The organism is Xanthobacter sp. NM-25 (assembly GCF_022138605.1).
Lineage (GTDB): Bacteria > Pseudomonadota > Alphaproteobacteria > Rhizobiales > Xanthobacteraceae > Xanthobacter.
On sequence record NZ_JACBFS010000004.1, the window covers coordinates 264,916 to 287,932 of the forward strand.

Here is a 23,017-nt window from a genome sequence, read left to right on the forward strand (position 1 = left end):
GCAAGGAGAGGATGCATCGATGCCAAAGCTGATCGTCACCAACGGTGACGGCGCGGTAGACCGCATGCGGGCCGCGCAGATCTCCGGTCATCTGCTGCCCTGGCAGGACATGCTGCACGACGGCCCGGTGCCGGCCGGCGATCTTTTGGATGATGTCTCCGACGCCCGGGCGAGCTTCCTCTCGCAGGCGCTGGGCCTGCCGCTGGACGCCGTGCGCGCGGATTTCGCCCACCGGGACGCACAGCTGGACGTCCATTCCGCCTATGGCGAGGTGGAGCTGTGGTTCGAGCATGACCTGTATGATCAGCTTCAGCTCATCCAGCTGCTGCACTATTTTTCCCACGAGCCGGAGCGCATGGGTCTGCATCTGGTGCAGTGCGACCATTACATCGGGGTGATGGGGCCCGATGAGGTGCGGGCCCAGGAGCGGCATCGCGCCCCGGTGTCGAGCGCTCAGCTGGAAACAGCGCTGGAGGCGTGGGCCGCCTTTACCGCGCCGACTCCAACAGCACTCGCCGCGTTCGTCTCCACCCGCCAGCCGGCCCTGCCCTATCTGGTTCCGGCCCTGCGCCGGCTGCTGTCGGAACTGCCGGCGCCGCACAGCGGCCTGTCCCTCACCGAGCAGCGCATTCTGGAGCAATTGCAGGACGGCCCGCGCAAGGTGGCGCAGGTGTTTGCCGCCGTGCACTCCATGGACGAGGCGCAGTTCCTGGCCGACCTGCCATTCTTTCTGCGGCTCGATGGCCTGGCATTCGCACACGAGCCGCTGATCGCCGGCCTGCCCTTCCGCACAGAGGATTGCGCGGGATTGGCCTTCGCCCCAGGCGATGACAGCGCCGCCGAGCATTCCTACCGCGCCTATGCGGCGGCGGAAATCTACCTCACCCGGGCCGGCGAGGCGGCCCTGCGGCAGCAGTTCGACCACGCCTGCGAAAACACCATCGAACGGGCGATCGGTGGGTTTCAGGTGCGGCCGGGCGCCATGTGGCGCTACGACCGGAACCGCCATCAGCTCATGGCACCGAACTGACGCGGCGGCCCGCTGACGGGCGCCTTGCGCCGCACCGGCCCCGGCTCAGATGGAGACGGGATGGGCCTTGGCCAGCCGATCGAACGCCTGCAGGGTGGCTAAAAGTTCCTCCAGCTGGCTGAGGGGCACCATGTTGGGGCCGTCGGAGGGGGCCTTGTCGGGATCCGGATGGGTCTCGATGAACACCGCGGCCACGCCCACCGCAATGGCGGCCCGCGCCAGCACCGGCACGAACTCCCGCTGGCCACCGGACGAAGTCCCCTGCCCGCCGGGCTGCTGCACCGAATGGGTGGCGTCGAACACCACCGGGGCCCCGGTGGTCTTGGCCATGATGGGCAGGCCCCGCATGTCCGACACCAGGGTGTTGTAGCCGAAGGACACGCCGCGCTCGGTGACGAGCACCTGGCTGTTGCCGGCACCCACCAGCTTCTTCACCACATTGGCCATGTCCCAGGGCGCCAGGAACTGCCCCTTCTTCACATTCACCACCCGGCCAGTGCCGGCAGCCGCCAGCAGCAGGTCGGTCTGGCGGCACAGGAAGGCGGGAATCTGCAGCACGTCCACCACCTCGGCGGCGATGGCGCACTGGTCGTTCTCATGCACATCCGTGAGCACCGGCAGGCCGAGCTTGGACTTGATCTCCGCAAACACCGGCAGCGCCGCCTCCAACCCAAGCCCCCGCGCCGCCGACAGAGAGGTGCGGTTGGCCTTGTCGAAGGAGGTCTTGAAGATCAGGCCAATGCCCAGCCGCTGGGTGATCTCCCTGAGCGCGGAGGCCACCTCCAGGGCGTGGTCGCGACTCTCCATCTGGCAGGGCCCGGCGATCAACGCCAGGGGCCGGTCGTTGCCGATCTCCACGCCACCGACAGCCACCGTGGCCTGTGCGCCAAGAGGAGCACCAAGAGGAGCGCCCAGCGGCGCGCCAGAGGTCGGAACGGGGGCATTCATGGGCATCTCCTCGCGGCGGGGCGCCGGGGCAGCGGCCCCGCCACCGCGCCGGTCGGGCGGGCGGCGAGGTGTGCCGGCGCCCTTCCGTTAGGCTTCCTCGCGCTCGAACACAAGAACCGCGCCGACCGCCGCCCGCGGAGGAACAACCACGATGCCCGCGATCCGTTCCTCCACCATGCGGCGCGCCGCCAGGGCGCGCCGCAGCTCGGCGGCACCATCGGTCTTGAACCGCACCGCGGCAATCCGCAGGCCTTCGCCGCCGGGCGCCGGCACGGCATAGCGCTCGGTAAACAGGGCCCGACTCATGATGTCGATCTCGCCGCGCGGGGTCTGCGCCACATACCAGTCGTCCCGCGCACGCAGCACGGGCACATCCACCAGAGTGTTCAGAGCGCGCACGTGATCCGCCGGCGTGTCGGCGACGAGCACGACGCCGGCCACCGCGTGCACCATGTTGGAATGACGCTGAAGATCGTTGGACCAGAAGTTCTCAGGCTGGTGCTGGGAGCAGGCGAAGGCGGCGAAGTCCGGCGAAGCCGGATCCTGAAGGAAGGCCAGGGAAAAGCCGACGTCCACTTCCTGCCCATCCGGCCGGCGCGCCTTGCGGGAAAAGCTCAGCACATCGAAGCCGCCGTATCCAGCATCATCGAACACCGTCTTTTCGGTGGCGGCGTCACTGCCCTCCACGGCCAGCATAGACAGGCCCTCGCCGGCGCTGGCCAAAAAATTGGCGTTGAACCCGCCGAAGGAGAACTGCCCCTCCGCCGCAGGCGGGATCTTCGCAGCATCTGAAATCTGCAGGAGTTCGATATAAAAGCCAGGCGTCTGGACGATCCGGTTCTCGGTGCCCCAGGGATGGACATTCCGCGATCCGACGGTGAAGCCGAGCAGGTCATAGATCTCACCTGCCGCGTCGATGTCCCGGACCAGATGGACCACGTGGTCGAGGCCGCGTCGCATGGCATCTCCTTTTTTCTGGAGGACGTCCGGCCACGGGCAACCCTGCAAGCGCGGACAAAACAGCATAAAGCCAATGGGTTGGAGCATATGCTCCACTATTCTTGCGGGGAGCTGTCGCCCGCACGTCAAACATGGGCCAGCCGGCAGTCCCGGGCAGGCGCGCCCGACCTTAACGGCACAAGGCCGGATTTGTGAAAAGGAAATGTGACGCTTCCGCCGCGGCAGCGGCACAAAAAAGCCATGAGCTAGGGTCGGAATATGCTACCGCCGCCTCGCTCATGGCAACATTTTCAGAATGTTAGAGGCCCTTTGGGCCTCACACCAGTCGGCTCTGCTCCATGGCCGCCCCAACGAAGGACGCGAACAATGGATGCGGATCAAACGGCCGCGACTTCAACTCAGGATGGAACTGCACACCCACGAACCAGGGGTGATTCCGGTGCTCCACGATCTCCGGCAGCAGTCCATCGGGAGACATGCCGGAGAAGATGAGGCCCTGCTGTTCCAGCCGCTCGCGATAGGCGGTGTTCACCTCATAGCGGTGACGATGCCGCTCGAAGATGTCGCGCTTGCCATAAATGCCTTCGACCTTGCTACCGGCTTCCAGGTGTGCCGGGAAGGCGCCCAGCCGCATGGTGCCGCCGAGATCGCCGGCGGCGTTGCGGCGCTGCAGTTCATTGCCCTGCAGCCATTCGGTGAGCAGGCCCACCACCGGCTCGGAGGTGGGGCCGAACTCGGTCGAATTGGCATTCTCGATGCCGGCGAGGTTCCGCGCCGCCTCGATCACCGCCATCTGCATGCCGAAGCAGATGCCGAGATAGGGCACCTGCCGTTCGCGGGCGAAGCGGGCCGCGCGAATCTTGCCCTCGGCGCCGCGCTGGCCGAAACCGCCCGGCACCAGAATGCCATGCACGTGTTCCAGGAACGGGGCCGGGTCTTCCCGCTCGAAGGTCTCGCTCTCGATCCAGTCGAGATTGACCTTCACCTGGTTGGCGATGCCGCCGTGGGCCAAGGCCTCGATCAGCGACTTGTAAGCGTCCTTCAGTCCCGTGTACTTGCCCACGATGGCGATGGTGACCTCGCCCTCGGGATTGCGCACGCGCTTCTCGATATCGGTCCAGCGCTTGAGATTCGGCGCCGGGGCCGGCTCAATGTTGAAGGCCGCCAGCACTTCCTTGTCGAGGCCTTCCGCATGATAGGCGGAGGGCACGGCGTAGATGTTGTCCACATCGCGCGCCTCGATCACCGCGCTCTCCCGCACATTGCAGAACAGCGACAGCTTGCGGCGCTCCTCGCGCGGGATCTCGCGGTCCGTGCGGCACAGGAGAATGTCGGGCTGGATGCCGATGGAGCGCAGCTCCTTCACCGAATGCTGCGTGGGCTTGGTCTTCACCTCGCCAGCCGAGGGGATGAAGGGTAGCAGGGTCAGGTGGATGAAGATGGCGTGGCCACGTGGCAGCTCGTTCTTCAGCTGGCGGGTCGCCTCGAAGAAGGGCAGGCCCTCGATGTCGCCTACCGTGCCGCCGATCTCCACCAGCACGAAATCGAAGCCCTCGTTGCCTTCCAGCACGAAGTCCTTGATGGCGTTGGTGACATGCGGAATCACCTGGATGGTGGCGCCCAGATAGTCGCCGCGGCGCTCCTTGGCCAGGATGTCCTGGTAGATGCGGCCGGTGGTGATGTTGTCCTGCTTGGTGGCCGGGTGCCCGGTGAACCGCTCGTAATGGCCGAGATCCAGATCCGTCTCGGCGCCATCGTCGGTGACGAACACTTCGCCGTGCTGATACGGGCTCATGGTGCCCGGATCGACGTTCAGATACGGATCGAGCTTGCGCAGACGAACCGTGTAGCCGCGCGCCTGAAGCAGCGCGCCGAGAGCGGCGGAGGCGAGACCCTTGCCCAGGGAGGACACGACGCCGCCGGTGATGAAGATATAGCGCGCCATGGGCCTTGACCTTACCTCGTGCAAACGCGATTCGGCGAGGGCGAAGCCGACATCGGCCTCACCTTCGCCTTGGGGGATGACATGTCGCTGCGGCTCATCCGCCGCGACAATCGAATGACGACCGCTGAACGGAATGCGTTACTTGGACTGCATCACTGGGACTGCGGAACCTGCGGCCCCGACGGAGCAGCCGCGGGCGCGGCCTCGCCCGGCGCACCCTGAGCAGGCGCGCCCTGGGGCCGGATCTGATCGAGAATCGTGCCGCCGCTCTGAGGAACGCCGGGGGCGCCCTGCGACTGGCCCTGCGGCGCCAGGATCGAGCGCGGGGCGCGGCCCCAGCCCGCAACGATGGTCAGCGACAGCGAGGTGATGAAGAACAGCACCGCGAGAATCGCCGTGACGCGGGTGAGCACATTGGCCGTGCCGCGGGCCGTGAAGAAGCCGCCACCAGCGCCGCCACCGCCACCGCCGATGCCGAGACCGCCGCCTTCGGAGCGCTGGATCAGCACCACGCCAATAAGCGCGAGCACCACCAAGAGGTGAATGACGATCAGAACCGTTTGCATGGAATCCATCTTGTTCGCGCCATAGCCGCTCAGCCCGGCGCGTCAGTCGGGGGTCATCTACACGATCAAACGGCGGGAGGGAAGGCCTGCCGGTCACGCGTGTGCGGGTGGGTCACCCTCAGTCGATCTTCTCGTTGGGATAGACGCCGAACAGCTGGGATTGCAGCACATAGCCGTCGAAGCCGTCGCCCACCAGCCGGCAGAACTTGCCGTCGCAGGACTTCACCGTGCCCAGGACCCCCGGCTCCAGATTGGCCACCAGCCGGGCCTCGGGAATCGCCTCGGCGCGGAGCGGCACGGTCTTGCCCTTCAGCCACGGGGCCACCAGCGCGGTGCGTCGCAGCGACAGCATGGAGTGATAGACCCAGCCCTCGGCGCCATCCGCATCGCGAATCCGCCGCCAGGTCTCGAACTCCGCGGTCACCTCCACCGGCAGACCTGAACGGGAAAACACCCACGACACATCCTGATCGCGGCTCGGTCCGTTGCGCACATTCACCTTGTCCGCCTTGAGCGAGACAAAGCGCGGCACCGGCAGGCCCGAGGTTCCGTCCTCGGCGGCGCGGGTCGCTCCTGCCGCCAGCGTCACACCCAGCGCCACCGCCAATGCCGGCAGGCTCCGCATGAGGCCGGTGAGGGGAAGGGCTCGCGCCATCGACAGCATCAGGAGATCCTTTCGCACCACGGTTTCGGGCAGCAGGGAGTGCGCCGGCATGGCCACCCCGTCAAGGGCGTGCGGCGCCGGATGCCTTGTGTTTCCCCGCCTGTCTGATAGACGGAACGAGAAGTGTTAAGAAATGGGGAATGGGAAGTGCCCATGGTGCGCCGCAAACCGCTGGTCGTCGTCACGCGCAAGTTGCCCGAATCCGTCGAGACACGCATGCGTGAGCTCTTCGACGCCCACCTGAACGTGGACGATACGCCCATGGATCAGGCCGCGCTGGTCGAAGCGGTGAAGACGGCGGATGTGCTGGTGCCGACGGTGACCGATCGTATCGATTCCGCCGTCCTCTCCCAGGCCGGCGAGAACCTGCGGCTGATCGCCTCCTTCTCCAACGGCGTCGATCACATCGACGTGGCGAGCGCCCTCAATCGCGGCATCACCGTCACCAACACGCCCGGCGTCCTCACCGAGGACACCGCCGACATGACCATGGCGCTCATCCTCGCCGTGCCGCGGCGGCTCGCCGAGGGCGCGCAGGTGATGATCTCCGAGAAGGACGAGTGGCCCGGCTGGTCCCCCACCTGGATGCTGGGCCGGCGGATCTGGGGCAAGCGCCTCGGCATCATCGGCATGGGCCGCATCGGCCAGGCGGTGGCGCGCCGCGCCAAGGCGTTCGGCCTGCAGATCCACTACCACAACCGCCATCGCCTCCCCACCGGTGTGGAAGAGATGCTGGATGCCACCTATTGGGACAGTCTCGACCAGATGCTGGCCCGCATGGACATCATCTCGGTGAACTGCCCGCACACGCCGGCCACCTTCCACCTGCTCTCCGCCCGGCGGCTCAAGCTGCTCAAGAACGACGCTTACGTGGTGAACACCGCCCGCGGCGAAGTGATCGACGAGAACGCCCTCACCCGTCTGCTGGAAGCCGGCGAGATTGCCGGTGCCGGCCTCGACGTGTTCGAGCAGGAGCCGGCGGTCAATCCCAAGCTGGTGCGCCTCGCCCGCCAGGGCAAGGTGGTGCTGCTGCCGCACCTGGGTTCCGCCACCCTCGAGGGCCGCATCGACATGGGCGAGAAGGTCATCGTCAACATCAAGACCTTCATGGACGGCCACCGCCCGCCGGATCGCGTGCTGCCCGCCATGCTGTGATCCTCGGGTTCACCGCACACCCCATCTGACGCCGCGCCATCCCCGGATGGCGCGGTTTTTCTTTGCCGGTGGCGCAATCGGGCCGAACAGGCCTCAGCGCGCGTGGGCGCTCAGGTCGGTGATGGTGGGATGGTGGCCGGTGAGCGGATTTTCCGGATCCCAGCCATAGCTCAGGGTTTCAAACCGCATGGAGAGCGCGTCGATCATCAGAAGGCGCCCCACCAGCCCCTCGCCGAAGCCTACCAGGACACGGATAGCCTCCAACGCCGCGATGGAACCGGCCATGCCGGCGAGGGCGCCGAGAACCCCAGCCTCGGCGCAGGGCGCCACGGTGCCTGGCGGAGGCGGCTCGGGAAACAGGCAGCGGTAGGTGGGATTGGGCACCCCGTCGGGTCCGCGCTCATGGGGGCGCAGCGTGGTCACGGTCGCATCGAAGGTGCCAAGGGCCGCCGTCACCAGGGGCGTCGCGGCCAGCGCGCAGGCATCGGAGACGAGATAGCGGGTGGCGAAATTGTCGGAGCCGTCCACCACCACGTCGGCGGCGCCAATCAAGGCCATGGCGTTATCGGCATCAAGCCGCTGCCCGTGGGTGACCAGTTCCACATGTGGGTTGAGCGCGTGGAGCGCATCGCGCGCGCTGTCGGTCTTGGCCCGACCGATATCGGCCGTGCGGTGAATCACCTGACGCTGGAGATTCGACAGGGACACGGTGTCATCGTCGACGATGTCGAGGCGTCCGACGCCGGCGGCGGCCAGATAGAGCAGCGCCGGGGCGCCGAGCCCGCCGGCCCCCACCACCAGCACCCGGCCGGCCTTCAGCTTCTGCTGGCCTGGCCCGCCGACATCGCGCAGGACGATATGACGGGCATAACGTTCGATCTCTTCAGCGGAAAAAGCCATGGGCTTCACCTCAGGCCTGCCTCGGGCTCACCTCGCGGGGGCGGGACATCAGCTGCCCGGCGCACTCAGCTTGTCGAGCAGGGGCAGCAGGGTGCCGCGCACGCTCTCCGGGGTCAGCGGCCCGACGAACTTGTGCACGATGACGCCGTTGCGATCGAGCACGAAGGTTTCCGGAACCCCATAGACCCCCCAGTCGATGGCGAGGCGGCCGGCCGGATCCACCCCGACGGCGCTGTAAGGCAGGCCATATTGGCCGAGGAATCGCCGGGCGTTGTCGGGCTTGTCCTTATAGTTCAGGCCCACCACGGCAATGCGCGGGTCCTTCGCCAGTTCCATCAGCAGCGGATGTTCCGCGCGACAGGGGGCGCACCAGGAGGCCCAGACGTTAACCAGGGCCGGCTTGCCCTTCAACGCTGCCACATCGAGGCCCGGCACCGCAGCGCCCTCCCGCGTCAGCCCTTCCAGCGCCGGCAACACCGTGTGCGGCGCCGCGCGGCCCACCAGGGCCGACGGCACGCGCGAGGGATCGCCGCCGCTCTCCAGCCGCGAAAGGAACAGGGCCGCCAGCGCCAGGAACAGCACCAGGGGCAGCGCCACGACCCACAGGCGCCGGCGTGGCCTTGCCACCGTGGTGTCTTGCGCGGAGGGATGCTCAGGTGCGGATGTCATGAGGACCTCACGGGCTCGGTGCCGGCCATGCGGGCGCGCCGGCGGATGCCGCGCGCCTCCAGGTCCGCCAGCGCCCGGCGCTGGCCCCGATAGGCGACGACCATCCACCCGGTCAGCAGCACGAGGCCCAGCAGGGACACACCGTAGGATGCGGCGATGAAGATGAAATGGGTCATAATCCGCTCACGCCATGGCCTCGGCCGCGGCGCGCGCTTCCAGCGCCTGCACCCGCCGCCGCAAGATCTCGGTGCGCATGCCCAGCATGTGCAGGGCCAGAAACACCAAGGTGAAGCCGACAGCGCAGGTCATCAGCGGCCACAACAGGCTGCCGTCGATGGTCGAGCCGCCCATGCGGAACACCGAGGCCGGCTGGTGGAGCGTATTCCACCAATCCACTGAGAACTTCACGATGGGCACATTGACGAAGCCCACCAGGGTGAGAACCGCCACCGCCCGGCCGGCCCGGTTGGGATCCTCGATCGCCGCGCGCAGAGCCATCACCCCGAGGTAGAGCAGCAGCAGCACCAGCATGGAGGTCAATCGCGCATCCCAGACCCAATAGGTGCCCCACATGGGCCGGCCCCACAGGGAGCCGGTGATGAGACACAGCGCGGTGAAAGTCGCGCCGATGGGCGCCGCGGCCTTGTGGGCCACGTCGGCCAGGGGGTGGCGCCAGACCAGAATACCGATCGAAGAGAGCGCCATCATGGTGTAGCCGAACATGCCGAGCCAGGCGAACGGCACATGGATGTACATGATGCGCACCGTCTCGCCCTGCTGGTAGTCCGCCGGGGCGCGGAAGGCGAGCACGAAGCCCACGCACAGCACCGCCACCGCCGCCGCCGCGAGCCACGGCAGCACGCGGTCGGAGAGCTTCATGAAGCGAACAGGGTTGGCAAGGTCGAGCACCGGCATGAGAAGCCTTCTAGAGCGCCCCGGCGACGGAGGGAAGCGGGCAGCCCCTGGCCTCACCGTCGCAGGCCACACCGCCACAGGCCCCGCCCGCGTCCGGCGATGGAGAGGCTTGACCATCGCTATATTTAAAAGAATATAACGTAATCGCGCGAACGCGGCGCCCTGCTGAGCGGCGCCCGGACGGCGCGCAAGACAGAGGATTTGCCCTCCGCCAGATGGCCGCGACACGGCGAAGGGGCGCAGGAACTCCGTGGTGGGAGTGTTCCGAAGGAGGCACCGGACGCAGGCGACTGCGCCCGGTGCCCGCGGTCCCCGTCGTTCACACCCGCTCCAGCTCAGGCTCCCGGAGTGGTGTGGAAGCAGCGGCGGGCTGCACAATTGCCGCCTCCGCGTGGGCCAGCAGCGCGGCCGCCAGCGGTGCCGCCGGCTCACGATCGGACATGAGAAGACCCACGGTGCTGTGCCGTTCGGGAGAGACCAGCGGCACCGCCGCCAATCCGGCGGGCAGACCGAGGGTTTCAAGGCAGCTTTCGGGCACGATGCCGGTCCAGCCACCGGCGCGCAGCTGCGCCCAAAGCCCCACCAGATCGGACACCTCCAAGCGCGGCTCCGGCGCCAGCCCGAGCGCCGAGAAGACCGAGTCGATCACCTGCCGGGTCACTGTATCGCCGGTGGGCAGGCACAGCGGCTGCGCTGCAACCTCGGCCCAGGTGATGCTGTCGCGCGCCTCGGCCGCCACCTGCGAAACCGCCACATAGCTCTCGCGTCGCAGGGCGATGCCGCGGACCCGTTGCAACGGCACGAGTTCCGCCAGCGTCACCGCCACGTCCACTTCCCGCCCGTCCAGGCTGCGCTGAACACCGTCGGCGGTCAAAGCGAGCAGTTGCACCCGCACGGCCGGATGGCTGGCGCAGAAACCGTGGAGCAGCGCCGACACCGTAGGCACCGTGGCCGCCACCGCCCCCACCCGTACCTGTCCGGACAAGCCTGAGACGGTGCCGGACAGCTCCCGGCGCAGGCCATCATAATCGGCCACCATGCGCCGCGCCCAGGCGAGCACTCGCTCGCCTTCCGCCGTCAGGCCCAGGAAGCGATGGGAGCGGATCACCAGAGGCAGCCCCAGCTCCTCCTCCAGGCGCCGGATGCCAGCCGACAAGGTGGGCTGGGAGACCTGGCACATGCTCGCCGCCCGCCCGAAATGACCCTCGCGCGCGACCGCGACAAGATATTGCAGTTGGCGCACGAACATGGCCATCATCCTCTTTCGATACACAGGCTCACGTTATATCGGGATGGGAATAGCGACAAGCGAGGGACGCATTTGCTAGAGTGCGGAACCGGCCCGGCACCCACCCGCGCACTCGCGCAGATGTGCACGGCCGCCGCCACGGGCGGCCGTTTGGGCGATGATGTGCGCAGGAATCCGTGATGGCGTCGCTGAGCGTGAGAATTGATCTGAAACCCGGCAGCCGGCTCGGCCCGGGCAAGATCGAGCTGTTGGAAAAGATCGCGGCGTTCGGCTCCATTTCGGCCGCCGGCCGGGCCATGAACATGTCCTATCGCCGGGCCTGGGAACTGGTGGAGGAGCTGAACGGCCTGTTCCAGAGCCCGCTGGTCTCCGCCCGCACCGGCGGCAAGCACGGCGGCGGCACGGCCCTCACCCCCCTCGGCCTGGCCGTGGTGACCCGCTATCGGGCCATCGAGGAAGCCGCCACCGAAGCCGCCAAGCTGCATCTGTCGGCCCTGCAGGCGGAACTGTCGGCCGCGCCCGCCGCCGGCGACGAGGCCCGCTGAGCTAGCCTCGCGCCGCCCGCAGGGCCGCCGCGGCAGCCACCGGCCCCAGCACGATGGCGAACAGGGCGAGGCCGAGCAGCACACGGAACGGCGTGCCGAAGGGCACCGGGCCGCTCACTGCCGCCGAAGTGGCGGAAACGGCGAAGATCAGCACCGGAATGGCCAGGGGAATCACCAGAACGGCGATCAGCAGCCCACCCCGGCGGAAGGCCCCGGCAAACGCCGCCCCCACCAGGCCCAGAAAGGTGACGGCGGGCGTGCCCACCAACAGGGTGAGCACCACGGCGCCGATCGCCGCCGGCTCCAGATTGAGCATCAACGCCAAGGCCGGGGCTGCCACCACCAGCGGCAGGCCGGTGGCCAGCCAATGGGCCAGGCCCTTGGCGGCGGCGGTGAGCTCCAGCGGCATGGACGAGAGACTCAGGGCATCCAGCGAGCCATCCTCCACATCGGCGGCGAACAGGCGCTCCAGCCCGATGAGACTCGCCAGCAGCGCGCCCACCCAGAGAATCGCCGGACCGATCCGCGCCAGCAGGACGAGATCCGGCCCCACGGCGAACGGCACTACGGTGATCACCGACAGGAAGAACACCACGCCGAGCCCGGCCCCGCCGCCCGCCCCCAGGGAGAGGGCCATATCGCGCCGCACCACGGCGAAGAATGCACCCATCATGGCTCCAGTTCCCCAAGGTCTGCGCCCGCCGCATTGCTGCCCTGCGCGGTAAGGTCCAGACCCGCGCTCTCGCCCAGATCGAGGGGGGCGTGGGTGGCGGCGATCACAATGCCGCCTTCGGCCAGATGCGCCCGGCCGAACGCCGCAAAGCGGGCCTGCGCCCGCACATCGAGGGCAGTGGTGGGCTCATCGAGAATCCAGACGGCCCGGCGCGAAACCAGGAGGCGCGCAATGGCGAGCCGTCGCTTCTGCCCCGCCGACAGCACCGAGGCGCGCAGCCGCCCAAGTCCGCCCAGCCCCACCTCCTCCAGCGCCTCGTCCACAGACAGGCCCGTGGGACCCAGCACTGCCCGCCAGAATTCAAGGTTGGCGCGCACCGTCAGGGCCCCCTTCAGGGCGTCATCATGGCCGAGATAGTGGACCTGCTCCCGCAGGCCCGCTTCCGCGGCGCAACCCGCGAGCCGCACGGCGCCGGCGCTCGGCTCCAGCAATCCGGCGAGAATCCGCAGCAGCGATGATTTGCCGACCCCATTGGGTCCGGTGACCACCAGCGCGCGGCCCGCCTCCGCCTGAAGATCGAGATTTTGGAACAGGGTCTTGAAGCCGCGACGGCAACTCAAGCCCTCGCCCCGGAGGGCGGTGATGGGAGGAACCGTCATGACCCCTGCTTTGGATGCATTGCGGATTGCCTGTTCTTATCGCATGACCGCGCTTTGAAATGGCTCTATAAAGCCGCCAAACCACGCCGTCCAAGGTGGTGGGGTGCCTCTCCACCACCGGCGATTTGGCGTTGGTCGTCATTGAAACGGAGAGAACGCGCCGTGACATCCCTCGACAGCTTCAAGTGCCGCACCACCCTGAAGGTGGATGACCACGAATACGTCTATTACAGCCTTGAAGCCGCCGAGAAGAACGGCCTCGAGGGCGTGTCCCGCCTGCCCTTCACCATGAAGGTCCTGCTGGAGAACCTGCTGCGCTTTGAAGACGGCCGCTCCGTCACCAAGGACGACATCCTGTCGGTCGCCGACTGGCTGAACAACAAGGGCAAGGCTGAGAAGGAAATCGCCTATCGCCCCGCCCGCGTGCTGATGCAGGACTTCACCGGCGTTCCGGCCGTGGTGGATCTCGCCGCCATGCGCGACGCCATGGTGGCGCTCGGCGGCGACCCGGCCAAGATCAACCCGCTGGTGCCCGTCGATCTCGTCATCGACCACTCGGTGATCGTCAACTTCTTCGGCTCCGATTCGGCGTTCAAGAAGAATGTCGACGAGGAATATAAGCAGAACCAGGAGCGCTACCGCTTCCTGAAGTGGGGCCAGAGCGCCTTCGACAACTTCCGCGTGGTGCCGCCGGATACCGGCATCTGCCACCAGGTGAACCTTGAGTATCTCGCCCAGACCGTGTGGCTGCGTGACGAGACCATCGACGGTAAGAAGGTGGAGGTTGCATACCCAGATACACTGGTGGGCACCGACTCGCACACCACCATGGTCAACGGCCTGGGTGTGCTGGGCTGGGGCGTGGGCGGCATCGAGGCGGAAGCGGCCATGCTCGGCCAGCCCATCTCCATGCTCATCCCCGAGGTGATCGGCTTCAAGCTCACCGGCGAGATGAAGGAAGGCATTACGGCCACCGACCTGGTGCTGACCGTCACCCAGATGCTCCGCAAGAAGGGCGTGGTGGGCAAGTTCGTGGAATTCTACGGCCCCGGCCTCGACAGCCTGTCCCTCGCCGACCGCGCCACCATCGCCAACATGGCTCCCGAATACGGCGCCACCTGCGGCTTCTTCCCGGTGGACAAGGAGACCATCGACTATCTCGACGAGACCGGCCGCAAGGACCGTCGCGTCAAGCTGGTGGAGAAGTACTCCAAGGCCCAGGGCATGTGGCGCAAGAAGGACACGCCCGATCCGGTCTTCACCGACACGCTCGAGCTCGACATTTCCAGCGTGCTGCCCTCCCTCGCCGGCCCCAAGCGCCCGCAGGACCGGGTGCTGCTCTCCGACACCAAGGCCGGCTTCACCGCCGCCCTGGAAGGCGAGTTCAAGAAGGCCGGTGAAGTGGCCAAGCAGGTGCCCGTCTCCGGCACCGACTACACCCTCGGTCATGGCGACGTGGTGATCGCCGCCATCACCTCCTGCACCAACACCTCCAACCCCTCGGTGCTGATCGCTGCCGGACTGCTCGCCAAGGCGGCCGTGAAGAAGGGCCTGAAGACCAAGCCGTGGGTGAAGACCTCGCTGGCGCCGGGGTCCCAGGTGGTGGAAGGCTACCTGAAGTCCTCCGGCCTGCAGGATGATCTCGACAAGCTCGGCTTCAACCTGGTGGGCTTCGGCTGCACCACCTGCATCGGCAATTCCGGTCCGCTGCCGGAGGCCATCTCCGAAGCCATCAACAAGAACGACTTGGTGGCCGGCGCCGTGATCTCCGGCAACCGCAACTTCGAAGGCCGCGTGAACCCGGACGTGAAGGCGAACTACCTCGCCTCCCCGCCCCTGGTGGTGGCCTATGCGCTGGCCGGCTCCCTGCAGATCGACCTGACCACCGAGCCCCTGGGCGAGGACAAGGACGGAAAGCCGGTCTACCTCAAGGACATCTGGCCCTCCAACAAGGAGATCGCCGAGTGCATCCGTGAGAACGTCACCAAAAAGATGTTCAAGGAAAAGTATTCGGACGTCTTCAAGGGCGACGAGAACTGGCAGAAGATCGAAGTGCCCACCGGCCAGACCTATGCCTGGCAGGATTCTTCGACCTATGTGCAGAACCCGCCCTATTTCGTCGGCATGGAGATCAAGCCCGAGCCGGTGAAGGACATCATCGACGCCCGCATCATGGGCCTGTTCCTCGATAGCATCACCACCGACCACATCTCGCCGGCCGGCTCCATCAAGCAGTCGTCCCCGGCGGGCAAGTACCTGATCGACCATCAGGTGCGCCCGGTGGACTTCAACCAGTACGGCACCCGCCGCGGCAACCACGAAGTCATGATGCGCGGCACCTTCGCCAACATCCGCATCAAGAACCAGATGGTGCCCGGCGTGGAAGGCGGCGTGACCATCCACTATCCGGATGGCGAGCAGCTGCCGATCTATGACGCCGCCATGAAGTACAAGTCCGAGGGCGTGCCGCTGGTGGTGTTCGCCGGCAAGGAGTACGGCACCGGCTCGTCCCGTGACTGGGCCGCCAAGGGCACCAAGCTGCTCGGCGTGCGCGCCGTGATCGCCCAGTCGTTCGAGCGCATCCATCGCTCGAACCTGGTCGGCATGGGCATCGTGCCGCTGGTGTTCAAGGACGGCGAGAGCTGGCAGACCCTCGGCATCAAGGGCGACGAAGTCGTCACCCTGAAGGGCATCGAGGGCGATCTGAAGCCGCGCCAGACCCTGACCGCGGAAATCAAGTTCGCCGACGGTTCCGTGAAGAACGTCGACCTCATCTGCCGCATCGATACGCTGGATGAGCTCGATTATTTCCGCAACGGCGGCATCCTGCCCTACGTGCTGCGCTCGCTCGCGGCCTGATCCCGCCAGGGGATTGAACACAGCCGGCCCGGGGAAACCCGGGCCGGCTTCTTTTTGGCCGCTGCGGTGCGGCATGACACCCCTTTGTGACTGGTGCCCCCGCCTCCGCTCCGCTATCCCACCAGCAGCCCCTCTTTCGGTGTCGACCTTGCCGCGATGATTCCATTCCGCTCCGCGTTCCTCCTCGCCTTTGCTCTTGCGGCCACCCCGGCCGCGGCACAGAGCCAGCCGCGAGCGGTGGTGGAGCTGTTCACGAGCCAGGGCTGCTCCTCGTGCCCGCCGGCGGATGCACTGCTGAGCGAGCTGGCCAAGGATCCCGACATCATCGCCCTCACCATGCCGGTGGACTATTGGGACTACATCGGCTGGAAGGACACCTTGGCCCTGCACGGCCACTCCATGCGCCAGAAGGCGTATGCCGATCGCCGGGCGGACCATAAGGTCTTCACCCCGCAGGCCATCGTCGATGGTGTGGTTGCCGTCAAAGGCAGCGACAAGCCGGCGCTGCAGCGCGCCCTGCTTGAGCGGGGTGCCGCGCCGCGGGGCCTGCCGGTGGCCCTGAAGCTCGAACGCGCCGGTGAAAACCTCGAGATCGAAGCGAGCCCGGCAGCCGTGCCCCCGGAGGGGGCGGAATTCTGGGCCTGCCCCGTGGCCCGCTCGAAGACGGTCGCCATCGGCCGCGGCGAAAATGGCGGCCGCAGCGTCACCTATTCCAATGTAGTGCGCGGCTGGGTGAAGATCGGGCGCTGGGATGGCAGCAGCAGCCGGCTGCACATCAAGCTCGCATCCCTGGAGCGCGAGGACGCAGATGCGGTGGTGATCCTGCTGCAAGCCGGCAGCCCCGCCGCTCCCGGCCCGATCCTCGGGGCCGCCACCTTCCCCTTGAAATAACCCCCTCGGCCGCCAGGCCTGCGGCCGACGCGCCGCGTCACCCGGCCCGTGCCCGCGGTCGCCGCCATGCGCCCGGGCCAAAAAAAAGCCGCCCGGAGGGGCGGCAACTTTGGGGGTCTGAAGTCGATGTATAGCAGTGGCCGGCTCGGATGCACCCCGGGGGGCTGGGGGGGCTGGGATAGACCGGAGCGCCTCACGAACCGGCCCTGCTACGAGAAGGACTATCTCCCGCCGCCGCGGCGCGCGATGGGCCGAAATCCGGCGACACTGTGATTCCATTAACGAAGCCGTGATCCTTCGGCCACGCCGGCGGATGGAGCAGCCGGCTACGGAAAAGAATTGAAAGGTACGCCCGGTGCGGCAATCATGTCAGCCGGGTGTCAGCGGTGGGCACCAGCCTCAGGTTCAGGCCCCTGCAAGCAAGCCCACCCCTTACGAACAAGCCCACGCACGCGAGACAGACAAGCGGAGAGACGATGGGAGACGTCGAGCCCATACGCCAGCCTCAGCCGGCCCCCGCTGCCCGGGTGACCTTCGACCGGCGGGAGCTGGACCGGATCCTTGATCTCTATGGACGCATGGTGGCCCTTGGCGAATGGCGCGACTACGCCATCGATTTCACCCGCGACAAGGCCGTGTTCTCCATCTTCCGCCGTAGCATGGATGTGCCGCTTTATCGAATCGAAAAGGATCCGCGTCTTGCGCGCCGGCAAGGTGCCTACGCGGTGGTCTCACAGACCGGACTGATCCTGAAGCGCGGCCATGAGCTGCCGCGGGTGCTGGCGGTGCTGGAAACGCCGCTGCGCACGGTCTGATGCGCATCGCCTGACCGCGGCCGCGCTCCCATTTCCCCGCAGGAGGCGCAGCGCCGAGGCGGCGCAAGGCTCCGCCGCCTGAAAGCAGCAAACAGAACGTCACTCAAGCAGCTAGATGGACAGAGCGTTTGAACGCCCGCTGGCCTGACAGGCCAGCCAGACAGCCGGTCGAGCAACCGAAGCACCTCATGCCCCACGCCGGAGGGGACGCTGGGATGGCGAGGGCCGGATGCGCGTCTCAGGCCGCGCGGCTGCTCTTGCGCCGCAGGCGCACCACCACATCAACCCGTTCTACCTCATAGCCTTCCGGGGGCTCGGGCAGCAGATTCACAGCCACATCGCTGGCGGGAATGTCCACCAAGTCGTTCTGCCCCTCAAGGTAGAAATGGTGGTGGTCCGAGGAGTTGGTGTCGAAATAGGTCTTGGACCCGTCCACCGCGACCTCGCGCAGGAGGTGCACTTCGGTGAACTGGTGCAGGGTATTATAGACCGTGGCCAGAGAGACCGGGAACCGCGCCTTGATGGCCTCCTCATGGAGGATTTCCGCGGTGACATGGCGATCGCCCTTGGCGAACAGCAGCCAGCCGAGCGCCAGCCGCTGGCGGGTCGGGCGCAGGCCAACTTCACGCAGCATCTCGCGCACATCGTGGAAGGGACAGCCGGTGCGCCGTGCCACCGTAATGTCACGCAACTGCGCAACCGGAAGCATGGGCTCGTCGTTCAGCTCGGTGCTCTGGGCAATGGAAGCACCGAAGGCGGATCGGGATCGGGGCATCTCGTTCATTTCGGTCTGCAATCTTTGTAGCTAACACCAAAATATGCCAGCGGAGGGGAAACGCAATGCGAATGCCTCCGAAGACGACTAGCAACTTATACCGCATGTTGCGTTGCGGAGCCATAGGAGCGGCGTGAGTAGGAATAACTCTAAGGTAGCAGTGTGCCGTTCACGAGCGCGACACCGCTCCTCTCGGGCGTGGACAGTCGCCCGGCGCCGGTCTATCCCGCACGGCACGCGGCCCTGCTGGCCGCATTCGCAGCGGACGAGGCGCAGGTGGCAGCTTCTCTCTTGTCGATCGTGCGCACGCCTTCGCGCGCCGCGTTGATCATCACGGTCGGTTGCGCCGGCGCCCTGGCGGCGGCGTGGTTTTTCGAGTTGTTCATGGGTCTTGCGCCCTGCCCGCTCTGCCTGGAGCAGCGCATTCCCTATTATGTGGGCCTGCCCTTCGCGCTCATGACCACCCTGGTGGCGCTGGCCGGCTACCCCCGCACCGCGCGGGTGTTCCTGGCGCTGCTGGCGGTGCTGATGTTCGGCAACATGGCGCTGGCCATCTTCCATGCGGGCGTGGAATGGCAGTTCTGGCCCGGCCCGACATCATGCACAGGGGCGCCGGTGATGACGCAGGGCGACATTCTGTCGGCGTTGAAAGATGCGCATGTGCCGCGCTGCGATGAAGCCGCATGGCGGCTGTTCGGCCTCTCCATGGCCGGCTGGAATGCGCTGATTGCGGCGGCGCTGGGGCTCGTCGCCCTGGTGGCGGCGGCGACAGGTCGCACCCCCAAGGCGGGCTGAAGGCGGCTCGGCGCCACCGATCAGGGATCGAGTTCGGTATCCCAGTAAAGATAATCCACCCAGCTTTCATGCAGATAGTTGGGTGGGAAGTGGCGGCCGTTCTGGTGCAGGTCCTGCACCGAGGGCTGAAAGGGCATTTGCGCCGGCCACATGTCGAGATCCGCCGGCATATGGCCGCCCTTGCGCAGATTGCAGGGGGAGCAGGCGGTGACCACGTTTTCCCAGGTGGTCTGCCCGCCCCGGGAGCGTGGGATGAGGTGATCGAAGGTGAGGTCCTCGCGCGTGCCACAGTATTGGCAGGAGAAGCGATCGCGGAGGAAGACGTTGAAGCGGGTGAAGGCCGGCTGCCGCGTGGGTTTGACGAAGGTTCTCAGCGACACCACACTGGGAAGTCTCAGTTCGAACCCGGGACTTCGGACCGCCTTGTCATAGTATTCAACGATATTCACGCGGTCGAGAAACACCGCCTTGATGGCGTCCTGCCAGGACCAGACAGAAAGAGGATAGTAGCTCAACGGGCGATAGTCCGCGTTGAGTACGAGTGCTGGCCAGGCCCCTGGTGACAAAGCTGTGGTCAACGACCGACCTCCTCGTCCCTCAGCATCGAATCGAACCCGTTGGATCTCGATGCGCGGCGATACTCTATATGCTCGGTGTCAGTCTTGTGAAGCCGAACCCCACGGCTCACGGGGTGCGGGCGGCGAGGCTCTGGGCAATGAACGCCCCGGCTGCCGCCACCTCGCCAGCGTCGATTCCATGGCCGAGGCCCGGGCTGAGATGCCATTGCACCGGAACCCCCGCGGCGGCCAATGCCTGGGCCGAGCCGAACAGGGCCTGGGCGGGGATCAATTCGTCATCCTCCCCGTGCATCAGCAGCACCGGTGGGGGCGCGGCAAAGGGCTCGCTCCGCGGCGTCGCGGCCCCCACCCACATGCCGGAACAACTGACAATGGCGGCGGGGTGCGGGGTCATCTCCAGCCCCACCTTGAGCGCCATCATCGCCCCCTGGCTGAAGCCGAAGAGCACCAGGCGTTCCGGCGGCAGATCGTGCTTCGCCAGTTCAGCCTCCAGAAATGCCGCCAGCGTCGGCGCCGCCGCGGCAGCGCCACGGGTCAGCTCGTGAGGATCCTGAAAGGTCAACGGGAACCACTGGCGTCCCACCGGTGCCTGGCCACAGGGCTCCGGCGCATGCGGGGAGATGAAGGCGGCATGAGGCAACAGTGGTGCCCAGGCATTGCCGAGATCGATGAGATCTCGCCCATCGGCACCGTAACCGTGCAGCAGCACCACCAGGCTGTCGGGCGCGCCCCCTGCCTGCGGCCGCAGCCGGGGCCCGTCGAGAATGGGCGCGTCGAGGGAGACGCCATCGAGAGGAAACGACATGATCTCGCGCTCCATCACGCTTGCAATTGAATCAAAGAACTCAGGCCGGCGCCCCAAGGCGTGAACGCCGCACGGCATAATAGGCCCACAGCAGATGCGCCGCCACGCCGCGCAGCGGACGCCAATCCTCGGCGATCGCCAGGAGCCCCTCCTGCGTGCAACGCCCACCCAGAGCGAAGCCGTCCCCCAAGGCCACCTGCAGCGCCAGATCGCCGGCGGGAAAGGCATCGGCGCGGCCAAGGCAGAACAAAAGATAGAGATCGGCGGACCAACGGCCGATGCCCGGCAACCGCATCAGCTGATGGGTCGCGGCCTCCATGGGCAGTGCATGGAGCCCGCAGAGGTCCACCGCACCGGCATCCAGCATCTGGACAATGCCCTTCAGGGTCCGGATTTTCGGGGTCGACAGGCCGGCTGCGCGCAACTGCTCCGGCGCCGCCGCGCGCAGACGGTCGCGGCTGGCCGGCCCGCCCAGCGCCTGCTCCAGCCGCGCGGCGATGGCCCGGGCGGCCGCCACCGAAAGCTGCTGCGCCACCACGATTGCCACCAACCCCTCGAACCCCGGTGGCCGGCGCCGCAGGGCCGGGCAACCCGTGCGGGCGGCGAGGGGCACCAGTCGCGGATCAAGCCGCAGGAGCGCGGCAAAGGCGGCCTCGAAACCGGCCTGGTCCTGCAACAGGAGCGGAGGGGCGGGCATCGCCGGCGCGCTCACCGCGCCCCACCCTTGCGGCTGTCGCGCCCACAGGCCCGGCGCGACGTGGTAAGCCAACGCATCATGAGTCTGCTCCTCGGCCCCATGGTCTGCCGCTTCGCGCCCAGCCCGAACGGGCTGCTCCACCTCGGCCACGCCTATTCCGCCCTCGTGAACGCCGAAGCGGCCCGCCGCGCCCGCGGCACCTTCCTGCTGCGCATCGAGGACATCGACACCACCCGTTGTCGACCCGAATTCGAGAGCGCCATTCTGGAAGATCTGGCGTGGCTGTCCATCCCGCCGGCCGTAGCCCCGCGACGGCAGTCCGAGCATTTCGCCGACTATGCCGCCGCCCTAGGCCGGCTGGAGGCCATGGGGCTCGTTTATCCCGCCTTCGAGAGCCGTGGCGACATCGCCCGCGCCGTGCAGGGCCGTGAGGCACAGACCGGTGCACCGCACCCGCGCGACCCGGATGGCGCCCCGCTCTTCCCTTTCGCCCGCGCCGACCTCAGCGACGCCGAGCGGGCGGCGCGTCGGCAGGCGGGCGAGCCGTTCGTGCTGCGGCTGGACATGGCCCGTGCCTGCGCGCTGGTGGAGACACCCCTGGTCTGGCACGAGGCGCAGGGCACCCCCGAGGGCCCGCCGCGCGCCATCCCCGCCCATCCGGAGGCCTGGGGCGACGTGATCCTCGCCCGCCGCGACGCGCCCACCTCCTACCACCTTTCGGTGGTGGTCGACGACGCCCTGCAGGGCATTACCCACGTCATCCGCGGCCAGGACCTGTTCCAGGCCACCGCCATCCATCGGCTGCTGCAGCACCTGCTGCGGCTTCCCGTGCCGCTTTACCACCACCATCCGCTGATCCGCGATGCGCGGGGGCGCAAGCTGTCGAAAAGCCACGCGGCCACCAGCATCGCCAGCCTTCGCGCCGCAGGTGTCAGCGCAGAAGATGTCCGGCGCCGGGTGGGCCTTGCCGCCTGAGTGCGGCTAGCCGACGCCGAGCACGTAAAGCCAGAAGGCGATGGTGATCACCGCCAGGCCGGTGGAAAGAGAAACGGCGCTGGTGGCCGTGCCCACCGCCACGCCATAGCGCTGGGCCAGCAGGTAGCCATTGATGCCCGAGGGCATGGCCGCGAACAGCACCGCCACCCCCGCCCAGACCGGTGGCATGGGGAAAATCAGGGTCAGCAGCAGCACCGCGAACGGATGGCCCAGGAGCTTAAGAAAGCTGATGAGCGCCGCCGGGCGCACATCTCCGCGGATGCCGTAGTGCTTTAGCGAAAGCCCAAGGGCGATGAGGGCGCAGGGCGTGGCCGAGGCGCTGAGCATATCCATGATCTGCTTGGGCACTCCACCCACCTGGATGCCCACCACGCGCCCCAGCGCACCGGCATAGATGCCGATGAGAATGGGGTTCAGCGCCAGCGCCTTCACCAGCCGCAGCAACATGGCGCGGGAAAAGCCGGCGCTGCCTTCCAGCAGCAGGGTGGCGGCGATCATCATCACCGGCAGGTGGATAGCGATCAGCAGGAACAGGGGCACCGCGCCCTCTTCTCCATAGGCGCGCAGGATCAGCGGCACGCCCACGAACACCGTATTGGCCTGCCCGGCGGCGAAGCCGTGGATGACGGATTCCTGGTGGCCCCGCCCAAACAGCTTGCGCGCCGCCAGCATGGCGAGGGCAAACACCAGGAAGGCGCCGGCGAAATAGGAGATCCAGTAGCCCCATGGCTGGGCGTGCGGCAGCTTCGCCTCGCTCAGCGTCTTGAAGATGAGCACCGGCAGGGCCAGGCTGAACACATATTCCGCGAGGCCATCGGAGGCTTTGTCCGTCACCAGCCCAACCTTGGCGGCCCCGTAACCAATGGCCACCATGCCGAAAACCGGCAGGACAATGACGGCAATGTCGGCGAAGGTGGAGAGCATGACC

Annotated in this window: 25 protein-coding genes; 8 read left to right on the top strand and 17 right to left on the bottom strand. The window is 67.2% G+C overall.

Annotation, left to right across the window (positions count from 1 at the left end; translation table 11 throughout):
• Positions 1 to 19 precede the first annotated feature (19 nt).
• On the top strand, positions 20 to 1,030 hold the full coding sequence (locus MEU52_RS12930) for a hypothetical protein (protein WP_238122693.1): 1,011 nt from the start codon (positions 20 to 22) through the stop codon (positions 1,028 to 1,030).
• A 45-nt stretch (positions 1,031 to 1,075) separates the two neighbouring features.
• On the opposite strand, the gene kdsA is transcribed toward MEU52_RS12930, so the two are convergent.
• The 5 genes from kdsA to MEU52_RS12955 form a co-directional block, all read right to left on the bottom strand.
• Complete coding sequence (gene kdsA / locus MEU52_RS12935) at positions 1,076 to 1,978, bottom strand: 3-deoxy-8-phosphooctulonate synthase (protein ID WP_238122694.1); 903 nt, start codon at positions 1,976 to 1,978, stop codon at positions 1,076 to 1,078.
• Positions 1,979 to 2,065: 87 nt separating this feature from the next.
• Complete coding sequence (locus MEU52_RS12940; RefSeq protein ID WP_238122695.1) at positions 2,066 to 2,938, bottom strand: VOC family protein; 873 nt, start codon at positions 2,936 to 2,938, stop codon at positions 2,066 to 2,068.
• Between the two features lie 316 nt (positions 2,939 to 3,254).
• Positions 3,255 to 4,883, bottom strand: coding sequence for a CTP synthase (locus MEU52_RS12945; RefSeq protein ID WP_238122696.1), 1,629 nt, complete (start codon positions 4,881 to 4,883; stop codon positions 3,255 to 3,257).
• Positions 4,884 to 5,035: 152 nt separating this feature from the next.
• Complete coding sequence (gene secG, locus MEU52_RS12950; protein ID WP_238122697.1) at positions 5,036 to 5,449, bottom strand: preprotein translocase subunit SecG; 414 nt, start codon at positions 5,447 to 5,449, stop codon at positions 5,036 to 5,038.
• A gap of 118 nt (positions 5,450 to 5,567) precedes the next feature.
• Complete coding sequence (locus tag MEU52_RS12955) at positions 5,568 to 6,074, bottom strand: SH3 domain-containing protein (RefSeq protein WP_443267093.1); 507 nt, start codon at positions 6,072 to 6,074, stop codon at positions 5,568 to 5,570.
• A 192-nt stretch (positions 6,075 to 6,266) separates the two neighbouring features.
• Between MEU52_RS12955 and MEU52_RS12960 the strand changes: the two genes are divergently transcribed.
• The gene (locus tag MEU52_RS12960) at positions 6,267 to 7,268 is read left to right on the top strand and encodes a 2-hydroxyacid dehydrogenase (protein ID WP_238122699.1); all 1,002 of its coding nucleotides are present in this window, start codon (positions 6,267 to 6,269) and stop codon (positions 7,266 to 7,268) included.
• A 93-nt stretch (positions 7,269 to 7,361) separates the two neighbouring features.
• Here the strand turns inward: MEU52_RS12960 and moeB are convergent, their stop codons facing one another.
• From moeB to MEU52_RS12985, 5 genes are all read right to left on the bottom strand, one after another.
• Complete coding sequence (gene moeB / locus MEU52_RS12965) at positions 7,362 to 8,168, bottom strand: molybdopterin-synthase adenylyltransferase MoeB (RefSeq protein WP_238122700.1); 807 nt, start codon at positions 8,166 to 8,168, stop codon at positions 7,362 to 7,364.
• A gap of 48 nt (positions 8,169 to 8,216) precedes the next feature.
• On the bottom strand, positions 8,217 to 8,837 hold the full coding sequence (locus tag MEU52_RS12970; protein WP_238122701.1) for a DsbE family thiol:disulfide interchange protein: 621 nt from the start codon (positions 8,835 to 8,837) through the stop codon (positions 8,217 to 8,219).
• Positions 8,834 to 9,013 (bottom strand): heme exporter protein CcmD, encoded by a 180-nt coding sequence (ccmD, locus tag MEU52_RS12975; protein WP_238122702.1) that lies wholly within the window; start codon positions 9,011 to 9,013, stop codon positions 8,834 to 8,836. The genes MEU52_RS12970 and ccmD overlap by 4 nt, the downstream gene beginning before the upstream one ends.
• A 7-nt stretch (positions 9,014 to 9,020) precedes the next feature.
• The gene (locus MEU52_RS12980) at positions 9,021 to 9,752 is read right to left on the bottom strand and encodes a heme ABC transporter permease (RefSeq protein ID WP_238122703.1); all 732 of its coding nucleotides are present in this window, start codon (positions 9,750 to 9,752) and stop codon (positions 9,021 to 9,023) included.
• 319 nt (positions 9,753 to 10,071) lie between these two features.
• On the bottom strand, positions 10,072 to 11,001 hold the full coding sequence (locus MEU52_RS12985) for a LysR family transcriptional regulator (protein WP_238122704.1): 930 nt from the start codon (positions 10,999 to 11,001) through the stop codon (positions 10,072 to 10,074).
• 179 nt (positions 11,002 to 11,180) lie between these two features.
• Here MEU52_RS12985 and MEU52_RS12990 point away from each other — a divergent pair, with 179 nt between their 5' ends.
• The gene (locus MEU52_RS12990; protein ID WP_238122705.1) at positions 11,181 to 11,546 is read left to right on the top strand and encodes a winged helix-turn-helix domain-containing protein; all 366 of its coding nucleotides are present in this window, start codon (positions 11,181 to 11,183) and stop codon (positions 11,544 to 11,546) included.
• Position 11,547: 1 nt separating this feature from the next.
• Here MEU52_RS12990 and ccmB read toward each other — a convergent pair whose 3' ends face one another.
• Both ccmB and ccmA read right to left on the bottom strand, forming a co-directional pair.
• Entirely contained in the window at positions 11,548 to 12,216 is a 669-nt protein-coding gene (gene ccmB, locus MEU52_RS12995; RefSeq protein WP_238122845.1) for a heme exporter protein CcmB, read from the bottom strand.
• Entirely contained in the window at positions 12,216 to 12,878 is a 663-nt protein-coding gene (ccmA, locus tag MEU52_RS13000; RefSeq protein ID WP_238122706.1) for a heme ABC exporter ATP-binding protein CcmA, read from the bottom strand. The genes ccmB and ccmA overlap by 1 nt, the downstream gene beginning before the upstream one ends.
• A gap of 162 nt (positions 12,879 to 13,040) precedes the next feature.
• Here ccmA and acnA point away from each other — a divergent pair, with 162 nt between their 5' ends.
• From acnA to MEU52_RS13015, 3 genes are all read left to right on the top strand, one after another.
• Positions 13,041 to 15,737: an aconitate hydratase AcnA gene (gene acnA, locus MEU52_RS13005; RefSeq protein ID WP_238122707.1), complete on the top strand. Its 2,697-nt coding sequence runs from the start codon at positions 13,041 to 13,043 to the stop codon at positions 15,735 to 15,737.
• A 156-nt stretch (positions 15,738 to 15,893) separates the two neighbouring features.
• Positions 15,894 to 16,628 (top strand): DUF1223 domain-containing protein, encoded by a 735-nt coding sequence (locus MEU52_RS13010; RefSeq protein ID WP_238122708.1) that lies wholly within the window; start codon positions 15,894 to 15,896, stop codon positions 16,626 to 16,628.
• 476 nt (positions 16,629 to 17,104) lie between these two features.
• On the top strand, positions 17,105 to 17,443 hold the full coding sequence (locus tag MEU52_RS13015) for a DUF2794 domain-containing protein (RefSeq protein WP_238122709.1): 339 nt from the start codon (positions 17,105 to 17,107) through the stop codon (positions 17,441 to 17,443).
• 238 nt (positions 17,444 to 17,681) lie between these two features.
• Here MEU52_RS13015 and irrA read toward each other — a convergent pair whose 3' ends face one another.
• Entirely contained in the window at positions 17,682 to 18,152 is a 471-nt protein-coding gene (gene irrA / locus MEU52_RS13020) for an iron response transcriptional regulator IrrA (protein ID WP_273546327.1), read from the bottom strand.
• 228 nt (positions 18,153 to 18,380) lie between these two features.
• On the opposite strand from irrA, the gene MEU52_RS13025 reads away from it, so the two are divergent.
• Positions 18,381 to 19,013 (top strand): disulfide bond formation protein B, encoded by a 633-nt coding sequence (locus MEU52_RS13025; RefSeq protein WP_238122710.1) that lies wholly within the window; start codon positions 18,381 to 18,383, stop codon positions 19,011 to 19,013.
• A gap of 20 nt (positions 19,014 to 19,033) precedes the next feature.
• On the opposite strand, the gene MEU52_RS13030 is transcribed toward MEU52_RS13025, so the two are convergent.
• The 3 genes from MEU52_RS13030 to MEU52_RS13040 form a co-directional block, all read right to left on the bottom strand.
• Positions 19,034 to 19,591, bottom strand: a complete 558-nt coding sequence (locus MEU52_RS13030; protein WP_238122711.1) for an HNH endonuclease — start codon at positions 19,589 to 19,591, stop codon at positions 19,034 to 19,036.
• A 106-nt stretch (positions 19,592 to 19,697) separates the two neighbouring features.
• The gene (locus tag MEU52_RS13035; protein ID WP_238122712.1) at positions 19,698 to 20,396 is read right to left on the bottom strand and encodes an alpha/beta hydrolase; all 699 of its coding nucleotides are present in this window, start codon (positions 20,394 to 20,396) and stop codon (positions 19,698 to 19,700) included.
• Between the two features lie 40 nt (positions 20,397 to 20,436).
• Positions 20,437 to 21,093: a DNA-3-methyladenine glycosylase family protein gene (locus tag MEU52_RS13040; protein ID WP_238122713.1), complete on the bottom strand. Its 657-nt coding sequence runs from the start codon at positions 21,091 to 21,093 to the stop codon at positions 20,437 to 20,439.
• 78 nt (positions 21,094 to 21,171) lie between these two features.
• Here MEU52_RS13040 and gluQRS point away from each other — a divergent pair, with 78 nt between their 5' ends.
• Positions 21,172 to 22,068 carry a tRNA glutamyl-Q(34) synthetase GluQRS gene (gene gluQRS, locus MEU52_RS13045; protein ID WP_238122714.1) on the top strand — a complete coding sequence of 299 codons (897 nt, stop codon included), beginning with the start codon at positions 21,172 to 21,174 and terminating at the stop codon, positions 22,066 to 22,068.
• A gap of 6 nt (positions 22,069 to 22,074) precedes the next feature.
• Here gluQRS and MEU52_RS13050 read toward each other — a convergent pair whose 3' ends face one another.
• Entirely contained in the window at positions 22,075 to 23,013 is a 939-nt protein-coding gene (locus MEU52_RS13050; RefSeq protein ID WP_238122715.1) for an AEC family transporter, read from the bottom strand.
• Positions 23,014 to 23,017: the final 4 nt, after the last annotated feature.